The sequence below is a fragment of the Mycobacterium timonense genome (assembly GCF_025821985.1).
Taxonomy (GTDB): domain Bacteria; phylum Actinomycetota; class Actinomycetes; order Mycobacteriales; family Mycobacteriaceae; genus Mycobacterium; species Mycobacterium avium.
The window spans coordinates 90516-108216 of sequence record NZ_JACKSY010000113.1 but is presented as its reverse complement, the minus strand read 5'-3'; the positions used below and the strand labels follow the sequence as shown (position 1 = coordinate 108216).

Annotated in this window: 16 protein-coding genes; 6 read left to right on the top strand and 10 right to left on the bottom strand. The window is 70.5% G+C overall.

Features of this window, described 5'->3' with window-relative positions; all coding sequences use genetic code 11:
- Window positions 1–167: 167 nt before the first annotated feature.
- Window positions 168–962, top strand: coding sequence for an FkbM family methyltransferase (locus H7I87_RS27060; RefSeq protein ID WP_019731976.1), 795 nt, complete (start codon window positions 168–170; stop codon window positions 960–962).
- Window positions 963–975: 13 nt separating this feature from the next.
- Here H7I87_RS27060 and H7I87_RS27055 read toward each other — a convergent pair whose 3' ends face one another.
- Both H7I87_RS27055 and H7I87_RS27050 read right to left on the bottom strand, forming a co-directional pair.
- A complete protein-coding gene (locus H7I87_RS27055; RefSeq protein ID WP_063971731.1) occupies window positions 976–2829 on the bottom strand; it encodes a putative bifunctional diguanylate cyclase/phosphodiesterase in 1854 nt (617 codons plus the stop codon).
- Between the two features lie 127 nt (window positions 2830–2956).
- A complete protein-coding gene (locus tag H7I87_RS27050; protein ID WP_063971735.1) occupies window positions 2957–4624 on the bottom strand; it encodes a hypothetical protein in 1668 nt (555 codons plus the stop codon).
- Window positions 4625–4983: 359 nt separating this feature from the next.
- On the opposite strand from H7I87_RS27050, the gene H7I87_RS27045 reads away from it, so the two are divergent.
- From H7I87_RS27045 to H7I87_RS27035, 3 genes are read left to right on the top strand one after another with little or no spacing between them, the layout of a single operon-like run.
- Window positions 4984–6156: an NAD(P)/FAD-dependent oxidoreductase gene (locus tag H7I87_RS27045; RefSeq protein WP_031354209.1), complete on the top strand. Its 1173-nt coding sequence runs from the start codon at window positions 4984–4986 to the stop codon at window positions 6154–6156.
- Window positions 6156–7079: an RNA polymerase sigma-70 factor gene (locus tag H7I87_RS27040; RefSeq protein WP_063971730.1), complete on the top strand. Its 924-nt coding sequence runs from the start codon at window positions 6156–6158 to the stop codon at window positions 7077–7079. Before H7I87_RS27045 ends, H7I87_RS27040 begins: the two co-directional genes overlap by 1 nt.
- A gap of 38 nt (window positions 7080–7117) precedes the next feature.
- Window positions 7118–8368 (top strand): aminodeoxychorismate synthase component I, encoded by a 1251-nt coding sequence (locus H7I87_RS27035; RefSeq protein ID WP_063971729.1) that lies wholly within the window; start codon window positions 7118–7120, stop codon window positions 8366–8368.
- On the opposite strand, the gene rsmI is transcribed toward H7I87_RS27035, so the two are convergent.
- Entirely contained in the window at window positions 8365–9201 is an 837-nt protein-coding gene (gene rsmI, locus H7I87_RS27030) for a 16S rRNA (cytidine(1402)-2'-O)-methyltransferase (RefSeq protein ID WP_033718699.1), read from the bottom strand. The genes H7I87_RS27035 and rsmI overlap by 4 nt on opposite strands.
- A gap of 82 nt (window positions 9202–9283) precedes the next feature.
- On the opposite strand from rsmI, the gene H7I87_RS27025 reads away from it, so the two are divergent.
- On the top strand, window positions 9284–10813 hold the full coding sequence (locus tag H7I87_RS27025) for a dolichyl-phosphate-mannose--protein mannosyltransferase (RefSeq protein ID WP_167380271.1): 1530 nt from the start codon (window positions 9284–9286) through the stop codon (window positions 10811–10813).
- An 81-nt stretch (window positions 10814–10894) separates the two neighbouring features.
- On the opposite strand, the gene arcA is transcribed toward H7I87_RS27025, so the two are convergent.
- Window positions 10895–12136, bottom strand: a complete 1242-nt coding sequence (arcA, locus tag H7I87_RS27020) for an arginine deiminase (protein WP_263424812.1) — start codon at window positions 12134–12136, stop codon at window positions 10895–10897.
- A gap of 63 nt (window positions 12137–12199) precedes the next feature.
- On the opposite strand from arcA, the gene H7I87_RS27015 reads away from it, so the two are divergent.
- The gene (locus H7I87_RS27015; protein WP_196767234.1) at window positions 12200–12796 is read left to right on the top strand and encodes an alpha-ketoglutarate-dependent dioxygenase AlkB; all 597 of its coding nucleotides are present in this window, start codon (window positions 12200–12202) and stop codon (window positions 12794–12796) included.
- Here H7I87_RS27015 and H7I87_RS27010 read toward each other — a convergent pair whose 3' ends face one another.
- From H7I87_RS27010 to H7I87_RS26985, 6 genes are all read right to left on the bottom strand, one after another.
- Window positions 12797–13450: a DUF5642 family protein gene (locus tag H7I87_RS27010; protein WP_003872786.1), complete on the bottom strand. Its 654-nt coding sequence runs from the start codon at window positions 13448–13450 to the stop codon at window positions 12797–12799.
- 27 nt (window positions 13451–13477) lie between these two features.
- Window positions 13478–14167: a DUF5642 family protein gene (locus tag H7I87_RS27005; protein WP_063971726.1), complete on the bottom strand. Its 690-nt coding sequence runs from the start codon at window positions 14165–14167 to the stop codon at window positions 13478–13480.
- Window positions 14168–14345: 178 nt separating this feature from the next.
- Window positions 14346–15296, bottom strand: a complete 951-nt coding sequence (pat, locus tag H7I87_RS27000) for an acetyltransferase Pat (RefSeq protein ID WP_139800076.1) — start codon at window positions 15294–15296, stop codon at window positions 14346–14348.
- A 207-nt stretch (window positions 15297–15503) separates the two neighbouring features.
- The gene (locus H7I87_RS26995; protein WP_033718704.1) at window positions 15504–16070 is read right to left on the bottom strand and encodes a D-glycero-alpha-D-manno-heptose-1,7-bisphosphate 7-phosphatase; all 567 of its coding nucleotides are present in this window, start codon (window positions 16068–16070) and stop codon (window positions 15504–15506) included.
- An 8-nt stretch (window positions 16071–16078) separates the two neighbouring features.
- Window positions 16079–16696, bottom strand: coding sequence for a D-sedoheptulose-7-phosphate isomerase (locus tag H7I87_RS26990; protein ID WP_011723954.1), 618 nt, complete (start codon window positions 16694–16696; stop codon window positions 16079–16081).
- A complete protein-coding gene (locus H7I87_RS26985; RefSeq protein WP_023864056.1) occupies window positions 16684–17700 on the bottom strand; it encodes a GHMP family kinase ATP-binding protein in 1017 nt (338 codons plus the stop codon). The genes H7I87_RS26990 and H7I87_RS26985 overlap by 13 nt, the downstream gene beginning before the upstream one ends.
- Between the last annotated feature and the right edge of the window lies 1 nt (window position 17701).

The window sequence follows — 17701 nt, the reverse complement described above, 5'->3', positions numbered from 1 at the left end:
CGGGTATTCATGCGTGGGATACCAAGGGTGACAACAGGGTAGCGCCCGCGTCCGCGGCGCATGCCCGATTCCGCCCGGCTCCCCGAAAGCTCGTCGTCGGCGCCCCGCCACCGCCGGGCGTCATTTAAGCTGGTGCTCCCCGGGAATCGGACAGGAGATCACCGCAGATGGCGCTGGCACGCTCGGCCAAACGGTGGCTCGCGCCCGCGGCGAAGAGGCTCGCGCCGCGCCGGTTCTGGCGGCGCAAATTCCGCATTCTCGACCGGCTCGGCCGGTCCCGCCCGGACGTGCAGCTGGTGGCGTCGTTGTGCGACCCGCATCGGGTTTCGCTGGACATCGGCGCCGACCTCGGCGAGTTCACGATCGCGATGGCGGCGTCGTCACGCTCGGTGATCGCGTTCGAGCCCCGCCCGGCCCAGGCCCGCGATCTGGCGGCGATGTTCGACGCGGTCGGGGCCGCGGTCCGGGTCGAGGCCGTGGCGCTGTCGGATGAACCGGGAACGATCGCCATGCGGGTGGTCGAGTCGGAGCCGGGCCGCAGCACCATCGACACCGACAACAGCCTGGGCGATTTGACCGGGGACCAGATCCGCGTCATCGACGTGCCGGTCAAGCGGCTCGACGATCTGAATCTCGACGACGTCGGCCTGGTCAAGATCGACGTCGAGGGCCACGAGCTGGCGGTATTGCGCGGCGCCGCAGAGACGCTCGCGCGCAACCGGCCGGCGATCGTGGTGGAAGCCGAGGAGCGCCACCACCGCGGCGCCGTCGCCGGGATCACCCGACTGCTGACCGGTCTCGGTTACTCGGGCTACTTCGAGCTGGACGGCGCGCGGCGGCCGATCGCGGAGTTCGACCCGGCGGTGCACCAGGACCCGGCCAACGCCGGCAGCCGGCAGGACGGCTGGACCGGCCGGGGCCCGTACGTGAACAACTTCGTCTTCCTGCCGGACGAACGCTGAGCGGGTCGAGGGGCTAGATCGAGCCCATCGACGACGCCTCGCGGTCGGCGAGAAACGGCATCGGCATCCAGCGCGCGGACAGCAGCGCTTCCATCGCCTCGCCGGGGATCGGGCGCGACAGCAGAAAACCCTGCGCCCGGTGACAGCCGTGCTGCATCAAAGTCAGTGCGGCAGCAGGTGTTTCGACGCCTTCGGCGACCACTTCCAGGCCGAACGCCTCGGCCAGCCCGATGATGGCCCGCACGATCGCCAGGTCCCCGGCGTCGGTGCCCACCTCCCGGACGAACCCGGCGTCGATCTTGAGCATGTCGACGGGAAGCGACTTCAGGTGGGACAGCACGGCGTAGCCGGTGCCGAAGTCGTCGATGGCGATCTGCACACCGACTTCCTTGAGCTCCGACAACGTCTTTCGGGTGGTCTCGGTGTCGTGCACCACCGCGCGCTCGGTGATCTCCAGGCACACCGAGCCCGCGTCGATGCCGAACTCGCCGATCGTGTCGGCGACGGTTTCCACGAAGCCCCGGCTGATCAGCTGGATGGGCGAGACGTTGATGCGCAACATCGCGCCGTGGCCCACGCCGTTGGCCCGCCACCGGCTGAAATCGGCGCAGGCGCTGCGCATCACCCACCCGCCCAGCTCGGCGCCCAGGTTGGTCGATTCGGCGACCCCGATGAACGAGTCCGGCAGCAGCAGCCCCCAGATCGGGTGCCGCCAGCGCACCAGCGCCTCGGCCCCCACGACGGCGCCGGTCCACAGGTCGACCTCGGGCAGGTAGTGCAGCAGCAGGCCCTCGCTTTCGATGTCGCCCTGCAGGTGCAGCTCGATGTCGTTGCGGAAGGCCCGCTTCAGCGACATGTCATCGGTGGACACCGCGGTCTGGTTGCCGCCGGCGCGCTTGGCGGTCAGCACCGCCTCGTCGGCCCGCCGCAGCAGGTCGGTGCAGTTGTCCGCCCCGGGTGTGCCCACCGCCAGCCCGATGCTGACGGTCCGGCTGATCACGTGCCCACCGATGGTCAGCCGGTCGCACAGCAGCGTCGACAGCCGGCGGGCGAACGCCTCGGCGGCCTCGGACGCCATCGGCTGGTGCGGGATGACCACGAACTCGTCGCCGCCCAGCCGGGCGATCATGCTCTGCTCACCCGCGCATTCCTCGATGCGCTGCGCGAACACCCGGATGAACCAGTCTCCCGCGGTGTGGCCGAGGTAGTCGTTGATCGGCTTCAGCCGGTCCAGGTCGAGATAGAACACCGCCACCGGCCCGGGGTTTCCGGCCGCCAGCCGTTCGGTCAGATGCGCGACCAGTGCCCGCCGGTTGTACACACCGGTCAGGTCGTCGTGCTCGGCGAGGTAGCGAAGCCGTTCCTCGGCGGCGATGCGGGCCTGCAGCTGCGCGAACAGCGCGGCGACCGCCTCGAGGGTGTTGATCTCCTCCGGCTTCCACCTGCGGGCGCCGAACTTGACGAAACCGAGCACACCGGTGGTGGCGTCGCCGGACACCAGCGGTGCCGCGGCCACCGAGGGCGCGCCGGCTGCCTTGTCGCGCTGCAGCCAGCGGGGCAGCCAACCGTCGGCCCGGTCCGGGCTGCTCACCACCGGCCGGCGCTGCCGCTCGCATTGGGCCAGCACCGATTCGACGTCCTCGGATCGCAGCGCGGCCATCGGGCCCGCGGCATCGGTTCGCCGCGGCCACTCGGCCACCGGCACCGGGCCCGCGGCATCGTGGTGGTGCAGGAAGCTGGCGTCCACATCGAACTGCTCGACGAGCTGCGCGAGCACCGTTTCGCTGACCGAGCGTGCCGTGGACGCCGTGGCCTCCATCAGCGCGGTGGCGACGGAGGTGACCACCAGGTCCAGGCTGCGTGGCACGGAGTCCTCCGATACGGGCGCACATTCCGTCTGGGTGCCGACCCCACGTCACGGGGCCGAAATACGTGCGGAAACGGTATCACGCACCGGCCCGGCGATCGGGATTCTGCGGAAAAAGCCGCGACGGTCAGTGACCGCTTGCCGAGCTCGCGTCGCTCGGGATGTCAAGTGTGGCAATCGGATACAGGCCGGCACCGTCGCGGCCGTCGCGGGCCAGTGCCATGGGCGCGTAGTTGACGACGTGCGAGGCGTCCGGCTTGTGTTGCTGCCAGTCCACCGTGGCCCGCAGTGTGTAGTGGCCGGGCGCCAGGCCGGTCACGTCGACGTGCACCGATTCGGTGGCCGATTCCGGGACCGGTTCCTCGCGTGACGTGCTGGATTCGTCGTGCACCAGCGTCTTGAGGTTGACCGTCGCGGACAGGCTGCGAACGATCGCCCCGGAGAAGTCCACCAGCTTGTAGCCGGCCACCCAGTGCTCGGTGGCCGCCGCCGCGCCGTAGTTGGTCCACACCACCGAGATGCTGGCCACCTTGCCCTGGATCGACTGCGATCCGGGCTTGGCCTCCACCGAGTACCGGTAACCGGCCGACGTATTGGCCTGCCCCCACAGCAGATACAGCTCGGGGTCCATCGCCGACGTCGCATCCCGGTCCGGGAAGTCGGCGCTCGACGTCATCGAGACGTGGTAGCGGATGACGTCGTGCAGTCCCTTCTCGTAGTACGACCGGGAGTCGGCGCCCTTGGGCGGCCGGCACCACTGACTGATCACCAGTCCCGAACCGAGCCGCTGCTTGATGGCCGCGACGACGGCGTCGTTGGACCGGACGTAGTGAGAGTCGTTGGCCTCGGCCCATTCCGGCAACGGCGACTGCACCCCGAGGCAATCCGCGCGGATCCCGACCGGCGCGGACAGTTTCTTGGTGACGTCGTCGGCGAGCAGTTGGCGCACGATCTCCGGATTCTGCGGCGCCACCACCAACTGGGTGTGCGGGAAGGCGTTGGTGTTGGCCGCGACCAGCTGCGCGATGGAGGCCTTGGTGATGCTCTGGTCGCGGAATTGGCTGTAATAACCCAGCTTTGCCACGCTGTCGTCCGGGGCGGGGCCCGGTGCGCCCAGCGAGTCGCGCGGATAGCCGAGCTGGTTCTCACCGAAGTCGCCGTAGCCGGAGAACTCGAACACGCTCAACCGCTCGTCGCCGTCGTACCGGCGGCCCAGCGCGGCCAGCAGCGCGGTGACGCCGTTGAGGTAGTCGGGGTCGTTGAAGTTCGGCACCACCTGGGTGACGCCGGGGGCCTGGTTCGGCGGCGGATAACTCGTCGACGACGGGCGCAGCCAGTCCGGAATCGCAATGGCGGTGTTGTCCGGATAGGTGTCGTTGCAACAGGACCGGTAGGTGTACACGCCCAGGGTCAGGCGCATGTTGCGGGCGCCCAGCTTGGCCAGCGCGTCGTCGATCGCGGAGAAGTCGAACTTGCGGTCGTCGGGCGCGTCGGGCGGCAGCGTGCGCGGGTCGACGGGCTGCAGCTGCCGCCAGGAGACCCGCAGGCTGGCGTCGTAGGAGGCGGGCCACGGAGAGTACCGTTGCTGCGCCGAATTACCTTGCGGGAAAAGCGGATTCAGCATCTGCTCGTACTGGCCGCGCAGCGGGTTGGGGATCTCCTGCGCGGTGGGCGGGATGGCCGGGCTGACCATGGCCGACAGCGGCCCCGGATCGGGCTTGCCGCCGCATCCGCTCAGCACCGCCGCGATGCCGATGACAGCGGCCAGCGCTCGTTTCCCCGATGAGGACACCATCGTCAACGCGTCAGATCGCACCCGGGGACAACCGCCGACCACCCGCCGCGACCGGTCGGCGCGCCGGGTCCACTCGAAGAAATGGTCGTCGTCACGGTTTGCTTCTCCCAATACACACCGATGCGCGGGCAAGTGGCCCCGGATTTCGGGGTTTCTCTGGTGCGTGTCTTCCGCTCGGGGCGGGCCACGAATTGGCGTAGCGCAGCGTATCACGCACGTTCGGCCGCGGTGTCGCCGCAGCTCAGCGGGGCCGGCCGGGCCCGCGGCAGTGAGGCCGGTCACAATTGCGGGCGAACCTGTCACGCGGAAGCGGGCTGCGGTGTCTCAAGGGCACACGTCCTCACGAACAGGAGACAGCCATGACCGAGGTGACCCGCAGCAAACCACATGTCGTCGTTGTCGGCGGCGGATACGCCGGCACGCTGGCCGCCAACCATCTGCGTCAGCGCCCGGACATCGACATCACGCTGGTGAACCCGCGGCCGGTCTTCGTGGAGCGCATCCGGTTGCACCAGCTGGTGGCGGACACCGGCACGGCGACCGCCGATTACGCCACGCTGCTCGGGGAGGGCATCGAGCTGATCGTCGACACGGTCGACCACATCGACGCCACCGCCCGCCGGGCCGTGCTGACCTCCGGCGCCGGGCTGGACTACGACTACCTGATCTACGCCGTCGGCAGCACCGGCGCGGTGGCCGAGGTGCCGGGCTGCGCGGAGTTCGCGCATTCGGTGGCCGACCTGGAAAGCGCGCAGCGGCTGCACTACGCGCTGGCCGATCTGCCGCTGCCGGCACCGATCACCGTGGTCGGGGGCGGGCTGACCGGCATCGAGACCGCCTCCGAGCTGGCCGAGCTCGGACGCCCGGTGACCCTGATCTGCGGCCCGGTGCTGGGCCCGTCGCTGAGCCCGCGGGGCCGGCGCTCGGTGGCCAAGCGGCTGCGCCGCCTCGGGGTCGGCGTGCTGGAGTCCGTCACCGTGACCGAGGTGCGCTGGAATGAGGTGGTGCTCAGCGACGGCGTGGTGCTGCCCAGCGCGGCCACCGTGTGGACGGCCGGATTCAGCGTCCCGGACCTGGCCGCCCGCAGCGGGCTGCGCACCGACCCGCTGGGCCGGCTGCTCACCGACGAGACGCTCACCAGCATCGACGACGACCGCATCGTCGCCGCCGGCGACGCCGCCGCGCCGTCCGGGCGGCCGTTGCGGATGAGCTGCCAGGCCGCCGGTCCGCTGGGCGCCCAGGCCGCCAACACCGTGTTGGGCCGCATCGCCGGGACCGAGCCGGCGCCGCTGAACCAGGCGTTCGTCGGGCAGTGCATCAGCCTGGGCCGAGCGGCCGCCACCTTCCAGCTGGCGCGCACCGACGACACCCCGATCAACGCGTACCTGGGCGGGCGGACCGCCGCGAAGCTCAAGGAGGCGATCTGCCGGGGCACGCTGTGGGCGATCCGGCGCGAGGCCGCCAAGCCCGGCTCGTACCGCTGGCTCAAGGGCGGCCAGCGGGTGCCGACCGACGAGCGGGTCGGGGTGTGATGACGCAGGCACCGACCGGCAGCGAACACGCCGACCGATTCACCCTGCTGCGGCCGCTGCTGTTCACCATCGCCTACGAAATGCTGGGCTCGGCGACCGAGGCCGACGACGTGTTGCAGGACAGCTACCTGCGCTGGTCGACCGTCGACCTGGCCACGGTGCGCGACACCAAGTCCTACCTGGCTCAGCTGGTCACCCGCCAGGCGCTCAACGCGCTGCGGGCCGGCGCGCGCCGGCGCGAGGAGTACGTCGGGCCCTGGCTGCCCGAGCCGCTGCTGCTCGACGAGCAGGATCCGTCCACCGAGGTCGTTCTCGCCGAGTCGATTTCGATGGCGATGCTGGTGTTGCTGGAAACGTTGAGTCCCGACGAGCGGGCCGTGTTCGTGCTGCGTGAGGTGTTCGGATTCGACTACGACGAGATCGCCGAGGCGGTGGGCAAGCCGGCGCCCACCGTGCGTCAGGTCGCGCACCGGGCCCGCGAACACGTGCGGGCCCGGCGCAAGCGCCACCCGGGCGCCGGGCAGGCGATCGACCCCAAGCGCAACGCCGAGCTCACCGCGCAGTTCCTGGCCACGGCGGCCAGCGGCGACGTGGAGGCGCTGATGGCGATGCTGGCCCCGGACGCCACCTGGACCGCCGACAGCGGCGGCGTGGTCAGCGCCGCCCGCAGGCCGGTGGTCGGCGCCGAGAAGGTGGCCCGCGCCATCACCGGGCTGTTCCGCAAGGCCGCGGAGTACGCCACCCTGCGGGTGGACACGGTGACCTGCAACGGCGCCCCGGCGGTGTTGCTCTACCTCGGCGACCGGCTCGAAGGCGTCATCACGGTGGAGATCGCGGCGGACAAGATCACCAATTTCTACGTGATGCGCAACCCGCACAAGCTGGCGGCGCTGGCCACCGCCCGCGACGTCAGCCGCGGCTGACTCGCCCCGAACCCGCGCCGCTCTGTCAAGCTAGGGCGGTGCGCATCGACCGGCTTGGCGACCTCGGCCCCGCACCCCAGGTGCTGCGGGCCGTGGGTGATGTCACCCGCCGGCTCGGTCTGCCGCCGCCGGCGGCGTTGACCGGCGACTGGTTCGACGCCCTGGCGGTGATCGCGCCGAGCCTGCCGGTGCGCCCGGTGCCCCCCGGCGACGTGTTCGCGGTCGGCACGGCGCGGACACCGCAGCCGCCGCATGTGGGCGGCGGGTGGATCGGTTACCTGTCCTATCCGGACGGCAGCGCCGACGCCAAGCCGAACCGGATTCCCGAGGCCGCCGGCGGCTGGACGGACTGCGTCCTGCGCCGCGACCGCGACGGGCAGTGGTGGTACGAGAGCCTCACCGGCGCGCCGATGCCGCGGTGGCTCGCCGGCGCGCTGGCCGCGCCCGCCGGCCCGCCGCGGCCGTGCCGGATCGACTGGGACGTCGCCGACCGGGCCGCGCACCGCGACGGGGTGCTGGCCTGCCTGGAAGCCATCCGCGCCGGCGAGGTGTACCAGGCGTGCGTGTGCACGCAATTCCGCGGGACGGTCGGCGGCGCCCCGCTGGACTTCTTCGTCGACGGCGTCGCCCGCACCGGCCCGGCGCGGGCCGCCTATGTCGAGGGCGAGTGGGGGGCGGTGGCGTCGCTGTCCCCGGAGCTCTTCCTGCGCCGCCGCGGCACGGTCGTCACGTCCAGCCCGATCAAGGGCACCCTGCCGCTGGACGCCTGGCCGTCGGCGCTGCGCGCCTCGGCCAAGGAGGTTGCCGAGAACATCATGATCGTCGACCTGGTGCGCAACGACCTGGGCCGGGTGGCGACGGTGGGCACGGTGAGCGTGCCGGAGCTGCTGGTGGTGCGCCGGGCGCCAGGGGTGTGGCACCTGGTGTCGACGGTGTCGGCGCAGGTCCCCACCGAGCTGCCGACGTCGGCCCTGCTGGACGCCGCGTTCCCGCCCGCCTCGGTCACCGGGACACCCAAACACCGTGCCCGCCAACTACTTTCGAAATGGGAACCCGCTACTCGCGGAATATATTGCGGCACAATCGGTTTGGCTTCACCCGTGGCCGGATGTGAACTGAACGTCGCGATCCGCACCGTCGAATTCGACGCCGCGGGCGGCGCGGTGCTGGGCGTGGGCGGCGGAATCACCGCGGACTCCGATCCCGACGCCGAGTGGGCCGAATGCCTGCACAAGGCCTCGCCCATCGTCGGGCTGCCGTCCATCGCGGCGGCGAGCTCGGCGGGCTAGTCGCGGCGGGCCTTGAGCACCGCGTCGTAGAGCTCACGGGACCGCACCCCGGGTTGGGCGGCGGCCACCTCGCCGCAGGCGTCCTTGATCCGGGCGCCATCCGCCACCCGCTGCTCGACCTCGGCGACCAGCGACGGCAGGTCGGCGCGCGGGGTGGCGCCGGCCAGCACCACGGTGATCTCGCCGAGCACACCGTCGCCCGCCCAGGCCGCCAGCTCGTCCAGCGTGCCGCGCACCACCTCCTCGTGCACCTTGGTCAGCTCCCGGCAGATCGCGGCCCGCCGCTCACCGCCGAGCCGCTCCACCGCGTCCTGCAGGCAGGCCGGCAGCCGGCGCGGTGATTCGAAGAACACGCAGGTGCGCCGCTCGTCGGCCAGCGAGTCCAGCCAGCCGCGCCGCGCCGCCTTCTTGCGCGGCGCGAAGCCCTCGAAGCAGAACTTCTCCGCCGGCAGTCCGGACACGGCCAGCGCCGTCATCACCGCCGAGGGCCCGGGCAGGCATCCCACCGGCAGCCCCGCCTGCACACAGGCCGTCACCAGCCGGAAGCCGGGGTCGCTGATCACCGGCATCCCGGCGTCGCTGACCACCAGCACCGTCGCCCCCGACCGGATCGCCTCGAGCAGCGAGTCCACCCTGGCGGCCTCGACCCGGTCGAACATGCTGATCACCCGGCCGGTGATGGCGACATCGAGCGCTTTGGCCAGGGTGCGCACCCGCCGGGTGTCCTCGGCGGCCACCACGTCGGCGCGGGCCAGGGCATCCAGCAGCCGGGGCGAGGCGTCCGAGGGCTGCCCCAACGGCGTCGCCCCCAGCAACAGGCGGCCGGTGGTCATGACCGACAGCCTACGATCGACACCGATGTCCGCCCCGCCCCGCGAATCCCCCGTGCACACCGACGGCGCCGAGACCGAACGCGTGGTGCCCGTCGTCAGCCCGGGCCCGTTGGTTCCGGCGGCCGATTTCGGGCCCACCGACGACGTGCGCGGCTGGGTGGTGACCGGCGTGGTGACGCTGGTGGCGGCGGTGACCCGGTTCGTGAACCTGGGCTCGCCCACCGACGGCGGCACACCGGTTTTCGACGAAAAGCACTACGCCCCGCAGGCCTGGCAGGTGCTGCACAACCACGGGGTGGAGGACAACCCGGGGTTCGGCCTGGTGGTCCACCCGCCGGTCGGCAAGCAACTGATCGCGATCGGCGAGGCGCTCTTCGGCTACAACGGCGTCGGCTGGCGGTTCACCGGCGCGCTGCTCGGCGTGGTCATGGTGGCGCTGGTGGTGCGGATCGTGCGGCGAATCAGCCGCTCCACACTGGTCGGTGCCATCGCGGGGGTGCTTGTCATCTGCGACGGCGTCAGCTTCGTGGCGTCGCGGACCGCGCTGCTGGACGGCATCCTCACCTTCTTCGTGGTCGCGGCGTTCGGGGCGCTGATCGTCGACCGCGACCAGGTGCGACAACGCCTGCACACCGCACTGCTGCAGGGCCGCAGCGCCGACACGGTGTGGGGTCCGCGGCTGGGCGTGCGGTGGTGGCGGTTCGGCGCCGGCGTGCTGCTCGGATTGGCTTGCGGGACAAAGTGGTCGGGCCTGTACTTCGTGCTGTTCTTCGCGGCGATGTCGCTGGCTTTCGACGTCGCCGCCCGGCGTCAGTACCAGGTGACCCGGCCCTGGCTGGGGGTGGTCCGGCGGGATCTGCTGCCCACCGGGTACGCGCTGGGGTTCATCCCCGCCGCGGTGTATCTGGCCGGCTATGCGCCCTGGTTCGCCTCCGAGACGGCCATCGATCGGCACGAGGTGGGCCAGACCATCGGCCCGCGTTCGGTGCTGCCGCTGCCCGACGCCATCCGATCGCTATGGCACTACACCGCCAAGGCTTTTCAGTTCCACGCCGGCTTGACGAACTCCGCCGGCAATTACCACCCATGGGAATCCAAACCGTGGAGCTGGCCGATGTCGTTGCGGCCGGTGCTGTATGCCATCGACGAGCAGAACGTCCCGGGCTGCGGCGCGCAATCGTGCGTCAAGGCCGAGATGCTGGTGGGCACCCCAGCGATGTGGTGGCTGGCCGTGCCGGTGCTGGTGTTCGCGCTCTGGCGCGTGCTGGTTCGCCGCGACTGGCGCTACGCCGCGGTGCTGGTCGCGTATTGCGCGGGCTGGCTGCCTTGGTTCGCCGACATCGACCGGCAGATGTATTTCTTCTACGCGGCGACGATGGCGCCGTTCCTGGCCATGGCCATCGCGCTGATCTGCGGCGACATCCTTTACGCGCCCACCGCTACGGGCGTGCTGCGGGCGAACTCCGAGCGGCGCACCCTGGGGCTGATCGCGGTCTGCTGCTACGTGGCGTTGGTGGTGACCAACTTCGCCTGGCTGTTCCCGGTGCTCACCGGTCTGCCGATCTCGCAGCAGACCTGGAACATGGAGATCTGGCTGCCCAGCTGGCGTTAGCTTCTGCGCCTTGCCGCGAGAGTGCAACTACCGACGGCGTCACTCGGGAAACGCGTTGCCAGTTGCACTTTCGCGGTGCCGTCACAGCGGGTCGCGCGCGACCGGGCACGACATGCAGCGGGGGCCGCCGCGACCGGTGCCCAACTCCGATCCCGCGATCGTCAACACCTCGATGCCGGCCTCCTGCAGGCGCATGTTGGTTTGCGCGTTGCGCTCATAGGCGACCACGACGCCGGGTGACAGCGCCAACGTGTTGTTGCCGTCGTCCCACTGCTCGCGTTCGGCGATGACGGGATCCAGCCCGGTATCGATCACCCGCAGTTTGTCGATTCCCATCGCCGTGGCCGCGGCCTCCAAGAAGGGGGCCTCGCTGATCTCAACGCCGGACGGGGTGCGCTGGATGGTGAACGCCGAGAGCGCGTCGACGACGTTGGCGTACATCACCACGGTGTCGGTGTCGACCATCGTGCACACCGTGTCCAGGTGCATCTGCGCGCGCCGCTGAGCGATCGGCACGGCCAGCACGGTGTGCGCCAGATCGTCGTCGAACAGGCTGCGGGCCAACGCTTCCGCACCGGCCGGCGTGGTCCGCTCCCCCACCCCGACCGCGACCACGCCGGGCGCCAGCAGCAGCACGTCGCCGCCCTCAACTGGGGCGGTGCGCGATTCGTAGGCCCGCCGCACCCCGGTGAACCGCGGGTGATGGGCATAGATGAGATCGGTCAACGAGGCCTCGCGGACCCGGGCCCGCAGCGCCAGCGTCGGAATCACCACCCGGGGGCCGATCCAGATCGACGAGTCGCGGGTGAACACCAAATTGGGCAGCGGGTCGATGACGAAGTCGCCGCCGTGGTGCATGCGCAGCACCAGCGACACGTCGGTGCGCGTATCGGCAGGCAACTCGTTGAACGTCATCCCCGCCATCAACACCTGGGCCAGCCGGGCCGGCTCCAGCCCGCGAAGGTAGGCCGAAAGCTCTTGCGCCAGAGGAACTCCCAGCCGTCGTGCATCGACCGCTGCGGCGACCCCCTGCATTCGCGCGGCCCCGCTGTGCGTCAGCGCCTCGGTGAGTAGATCCGACAGCAACAACACCTCGACGCCGCGCGAGCGCAACAGCTCGGCGAACTGGTCGTGCTCTTCTTGTGCGCGGGCCACCCACGGCAGGCCGTCGAAGAGCAGCTGGTCGACATTGCGCGGGTTGAGCCGCAGCAGCTCGCCGCCCGGGCGGTGCAGGATGACCACCCGCAGCGCGCCCACCTCGGAATTGGTGCCCAGCTCGACCACGCCCACAGGTTCAACCGTAGCGGCGCGCAGGGGCGGCATGGGCCGTCACACGCCCGCCGCCGCGGCCTCGGGATCGAACGGATGTGCGATAAACTGGGTCGCGTGGAGATCGCGGTTCAAGGCTCCCTGTTCCAGCACACCGAGCGCCGGCAGCTCGGCGACGGCGCCTTCATCGAAATCCGCGCCGGCTGGCTCACCGACGCCGATGATCTGCTCGATGCCCTGCTGTCGACGGTGCCGTGGCGGGAGGAACGCCGGCAGATGTACGACCGGGTGGTCAACGTGCCGCGGCTGGTGAGCTTTCACGACCTCACGGTCGACGAGCCGCCGCATCCGATGCTGTCCCGGCTGCGCCGCCGGCTCAACGACATCTACGCCGGCGAACTCGGCGAGCCGTTCACCACGGTGGGGTTGTGCTGTTATCGGGACGGCTCGGACAGCGTGGCCTGGCATGGCGACACCATCGGCCGCAGCAGTTCCGAGGACACCATGGTGGCGATCGTCAGCCTGGGCGCCACCCGCGCGTTCGCGCTGCGGCGCCGCGGAGGCGGCCCGTCGCTGCGGCTGCCGCAGGCGCACGGGGACCTGCTGGTGATGGGCGGCTCGTGCCAGCGCACCTGGGAGCATGCCGTGCCCAAGACGACGGCGCCGGTCGGGCCGTGGGTGAGCATCCAATTCCGCCCGCGCGGCGTGCGCTGACTATTGAGCACGCACCGATGCCACCGCTTTGACGAGCAGGTCGCGCGCGCGTTGGGTGTCGACGGGAGCAACGGGCTGGTTCGGGATCACCAGCGGGTTGGCGATGACGATCACCTGGTAGTCGCCGAATTGCGCGGAGTAGTCGTACAGTTCGCCGGTGCGCGGGCCGCCGGGTGTCAGCGCCTGCAGCACCCGGTGCACGCCCAGCGTGCGCGCGCTGTCGATCTGCGGCGCATCGACCACTTGGACACCGCCGCGCAGTTGCGCACCGGAGAAGGTGACCTTGGCGCAGTCCTTCCCGGGGTCGTTGAACGGCAAGGCTTTTGAGGTCTCGAGCGCGATCACCACGAAGCGGTTGCCGCGGCCCTCGGCGGTCACCGCGGCCATGTTGCCCTGCAGATCGGCCGGCAGATCCGGCCCGCTGGCCACTTTCGCGCACTGGGCGGGGTCGAAGGTCAGGCCGTCGGGCAGCTTGCGGCCGGCCAGCAGCTTGGGGTCGATGCCGCGTTCACCGGTGTCGCTGACCTTGTAGTCGGGTCCGAAGCTGGGTTTCACGTCGGCGACCTTGGCGATGTCCACCTTCGCCGGGTGAGTGGCCGATGAGCAGCCGGCCAGGACGCAGACAGCGGCCACCGCGCGCAACAGCTTGGACATCGTGGCCAATCTACCCAAGCGGGCGGCTCAGCTGCGCAACGTGGACACCGTTTTGGCGAGCAGATCCGCGGCGAACTGCGGTGGCAGCACCGGAACCGCCGCGCCGGGATCGGTGGTCAGGGTGGTGAAGGCGTAGTAGTCGCCCAGATAGGCGATGAATGTGTAGCTGCGCGAATCGATTTCGGTGCCCGATTCGACCGATGAGGTGATGTCGGCGACCATGCCCAGGGTTTCGACGCCGTCGATGTGCGGGCCGTCGGTGAGGCGGACGCGGGCGGTGGTGTGCCCGGCGGTCTCGGACCACTGCTGGCACGCGCCGAGCAGATCCCGCGGAAAGTCCACGGGCTCCGGCAAAGCCACCACCACCGCGTCTACGATCCCGCCGCTGCCCGAGCCCGACACGCCCTGCGCCGACTGGTCGCGTCCGTTGCCGGGGTCGGCCAGGACGGCGCATCGGGGCGGCTTGGCCCGCGCGTCGGCGGCCAGGCCCCAGATCACCTTCGGTGCGGCGGCGACGGGAATTCCCGTCGTCACCTCGTAGCCCGGTGGCAGGTCGCGGACCACCCGCTTGATGTTGGCGGGGTTGACGGCGGCCGTGGTGCTCGGCGGCGATTGTGCCGGTGCGGCCGACGGTTTGGGCGGGGGCGGGTGAGCGCACCCGGCGACCATCAGCGTGAGCACGGTGGTCACCGCCGGGCCAATCCCGAACGGCCGCATCAGGAGTTGATAGCACAGGACGCCGCCATATCCAGCCCTGCCACGCCAAAGTCTGGGCCTGCCGTCAGCCGAGTACAACCACGACGTCACTTTCGAACGCGCTACCGCAGGCGCTAGCGGATTCGAACGTCACCTCATGGTCGGCAGACAGGGCGTGCTCGCGCACCACGCCGGCGGCTCAGCCGACGGTCTCGATCACCTGTCGCGCGACCCGCCGGATCTCGTCGGCCTCGTGCTTGCGGAACGGCAGGTCGCGCCGGTGCGGCACATCGATGACGGTGGTGATGACGCCGATGTCCTCGCGCTGCCACACCGCGCCGTAGCGGTCCATGATCGCGCGCATCGGCACGTTGTCGGAAAGCATTCGCGCGGAGAACCTTTCGATGCCGTCGACCTCGGCGGCGATCGACAGGGCGCTGATCAAGAAGGTGCCGATGCCGCGGCCCTGGTAGGCGTCGGCGACGGTGAAGGCGATCTCGGCGACGGTCGGATCGTTCTCGTCGCGCACGAAGCGGGCATCGGCCACCGGGTCGGCGCCGTCGGTGACCACCCACACGAAGTGATCGACGTAGTCGACCTCCGACAGGTAGTGCATCAACGCCGGGGTGGGCAGCCGCGGGCTCATGAACCGCCGGTACAACGTGTCGCTGGAGAAGTGGATGTGGCCGTGCACGGTGCGCTCGCTGTCGCCGGGCAGCACCGGGCGCAGCAGCAGGTGCGTGCCGTCGCGGACCTGGATCGGGATCGGCGTGATGAACGCCGCCAGGCGCTGCCGCACGGTGCGCAGCAGCCGCGGCATGACGCCGGGGATGTGCACCATGCTGGCGAAGGCCTCGGTGTCGCCGGTCCAGCCGGTCAGCGGTTGGGCGGTGGTCACCGTGGCGGTGCGCGGAATGTCGCGCAGCAGGGCGATTTCGCCGACGATCATGCCGGGGGACGTGTGCTCGGTGATCACCACGCCGTCGTCGCCGAGGTGTTTGACCTCGGCGCTGCCCGAGGAGATCAGCAGGAACTCGACGGCCTGCTCCCCCTGGCGCATCAGCACCTGGCCGGCCGGGGCGCGCAACGGCCGCAGCCGGCGCGCCAACGGGGCGAGATCTTCGGCGGGACATCCCGCGAAGATGTCCATCGTCGCCAGCTCGTCGGCCCGGGCGCCGGTCAGTCCGGCCACCGTCAGGGACCGCCACCCGCGGCAGCACGGCACCGGTCTGCCTGTCGCGGTGATGCCATGACCTGCCCGCCGTTTGTCGGTTGCGCCAGGCCCACGCTCCCCGACGCGCTCGGATGTTGCCAAGGTTATGAGCAGGTCACGACCGCGGCAAGCAGGCAGCGCCGATCACCCGGCAGGCGGGGTTTTTCCGGCATTCAGGATGAGTTCGACGGCCGCGGCCAGGTCGTCGACCACGAAATCGGCCTCTGCGACGGCCTGCCGGGCGCCGGGGCGGATCAGAATGGTCTTCGTTCCGGCCGCGCGGCCCGCCACCATGTCGACGTCGCTGTCGCCGATCATGACGGAAGCGGCCAAATCCACGTCGTGCTCGGCCGCCGCGCGCAACAGCATGCCGGGGCCGGGTTTGCGGCAGTCGCAGCTGTTCGCGGGGTGGGGGCAGTGGTAAGCGGCATCGATGCGCGCGCCCCGGTCGGCGAGCAGTCGTACCAGCCGGTCGTGTACGGCGGCGAAATCGGCCGGCGCCGCCTTCGGCTCGGAGAGCCAGCGCTGATTGGTGACCAACACGGTCCGCAGGCCCGCGGCGTTCAGCGCGGCCAGCGCCCGGGCCGCACCGGGCAACAGCACCAGCTCGGCCGGCGACTTGATGTACTCGCCCTCGGCGGCCTTGACGTTGACGGTGCCGTCGCGGTCCAGGAAGACCGTGCGGACGTCGCGCAGCTCGGGTGCGGGCATCGTCGCGGTCAGGACGGCCGGGGAAACAGTGCCGCTTCGACCATTTCGCAAATCGAATGCCCCAGGTGCAGGCTCGCTTCCTGGATCCGGCCGGTGTCGTCGCTGGGGATTCGGATGCAGATCTGCGCGACGTCGGCCACCTTGCCGCCGCCCGCACCGGTGAGGGTGACGGTCGTCATCCCGGCCTGGCGGGCGGCCTCGAGCGCGCGAACGACGTTGGCGGAGTTGCCCGATGTGGTCAGTCCGACCACCACGTCCCCGGCCCGCCCGGCGGCCAGCACCTGGCGGGCGAACACCTCGTCGTACGAGTAGTCGTTACCGATCGCGGTGATCGCCGCGGTGGCGTCGGGAAGGCTGATGGCCGCCAGGCCCGGGCGGTCGAAAGCGAAGCGGCCCATGAGTTCTGCGGCCAGATGTCCGGCGTCCTGCGCGGATCCGCCGTTGCCGAACAGGATCACCTTTCCGCCGGCCCGCAGGCAGTCGATCATCGCGCGCGCCACCTCGACGGCCTGGGCGGCGACGACGCCGTTCTGCATCTGCTGCTTGACCGCGATGGTCTCGGCCAGCCGCCGCTGCACCAACTCCACGCTCGGCGGCACCACATCGGGCCCCGTCATGCCTGCCATGTCGTCAATCCCTTGCTCTCGAAGGCGAATTCGGTGACGGCGGCCCCGGCTCCTTCCAGCGCCTCGATGAGCCGGTGCTTTTTGGCGAAGTCACAGAACAGCAGGATGTATCCCCCGCCGCCGGCGCCGGTCAGCTTGCCGCCCAGCGCACCGTTTTTCAGGGCCAGCTCGTAGAGGTCGTCGATGCGCTCATTGGTGATGTAGGGCGACATTCGTTTCTTCTCGGTCCACGCTTCGCCCAGCAGCGCACCGAAGTCGTTCAGCTTGCCGGTCAGCAGGGCCGCCTTCATCGCGACCGCCAACTCCTTCTGTGCCCGCAGCCCGGCCAGCGTGTCGTCCGAACCCGTTGTGGCGCGCCGGGTTTGGTCCTCGATCACGCGCGCGGAGTCGCGGGTGATGCCGGTGTAGCACAGCAGCAGGCTGAGCTCGAGTTCGAAGGCGGTCTCGTCACGGATCCGCAGCGGATTGACGATCACCCGGTCGGTGAACTCGATGAAGTTGAACCCGCCGAACGTCGCGGCGTACATGTCCTGCATGCCGCCGGCGATGCCGAGGTCCTCGCGTTCGATCGCGCACGCCAACTGGGCGGTCTCGTATTCGCCCATCGGCACCCGGTAGTGCTCGGCGAGCAGGCCGGTGAGCGCGACCATCATGGTCGACGACGAGCCCAGCCCCGAGCCGGGCGGCGCGCTGGATCGCAGCACCAGGTCGTAGCCGTCCGTGCCGTCGCGGCCGAACCTGCGCACCGCGGCCTTGATCAGGTCCAGGCTGCCGTCGTAGAGGATCTCGCTGTCGAGCGTCATCTCGTGCGTGGTCTTGAAGTCCACCGACTCGATGGAGACCCGGCGGTCGGTGCGCGGCGCCAGCGATCCCTGCGCGTAGCGGTCGATGGTCGCCGACAGCACGCAGCCGCCCTCGGTCATCGGGAACGGCGGGACGTCGGTGCCGCCCCCGGCGAACGAGATCCGCAGCGGCGCTCGTGCCCGAATTCGTGGGCGTGTCATG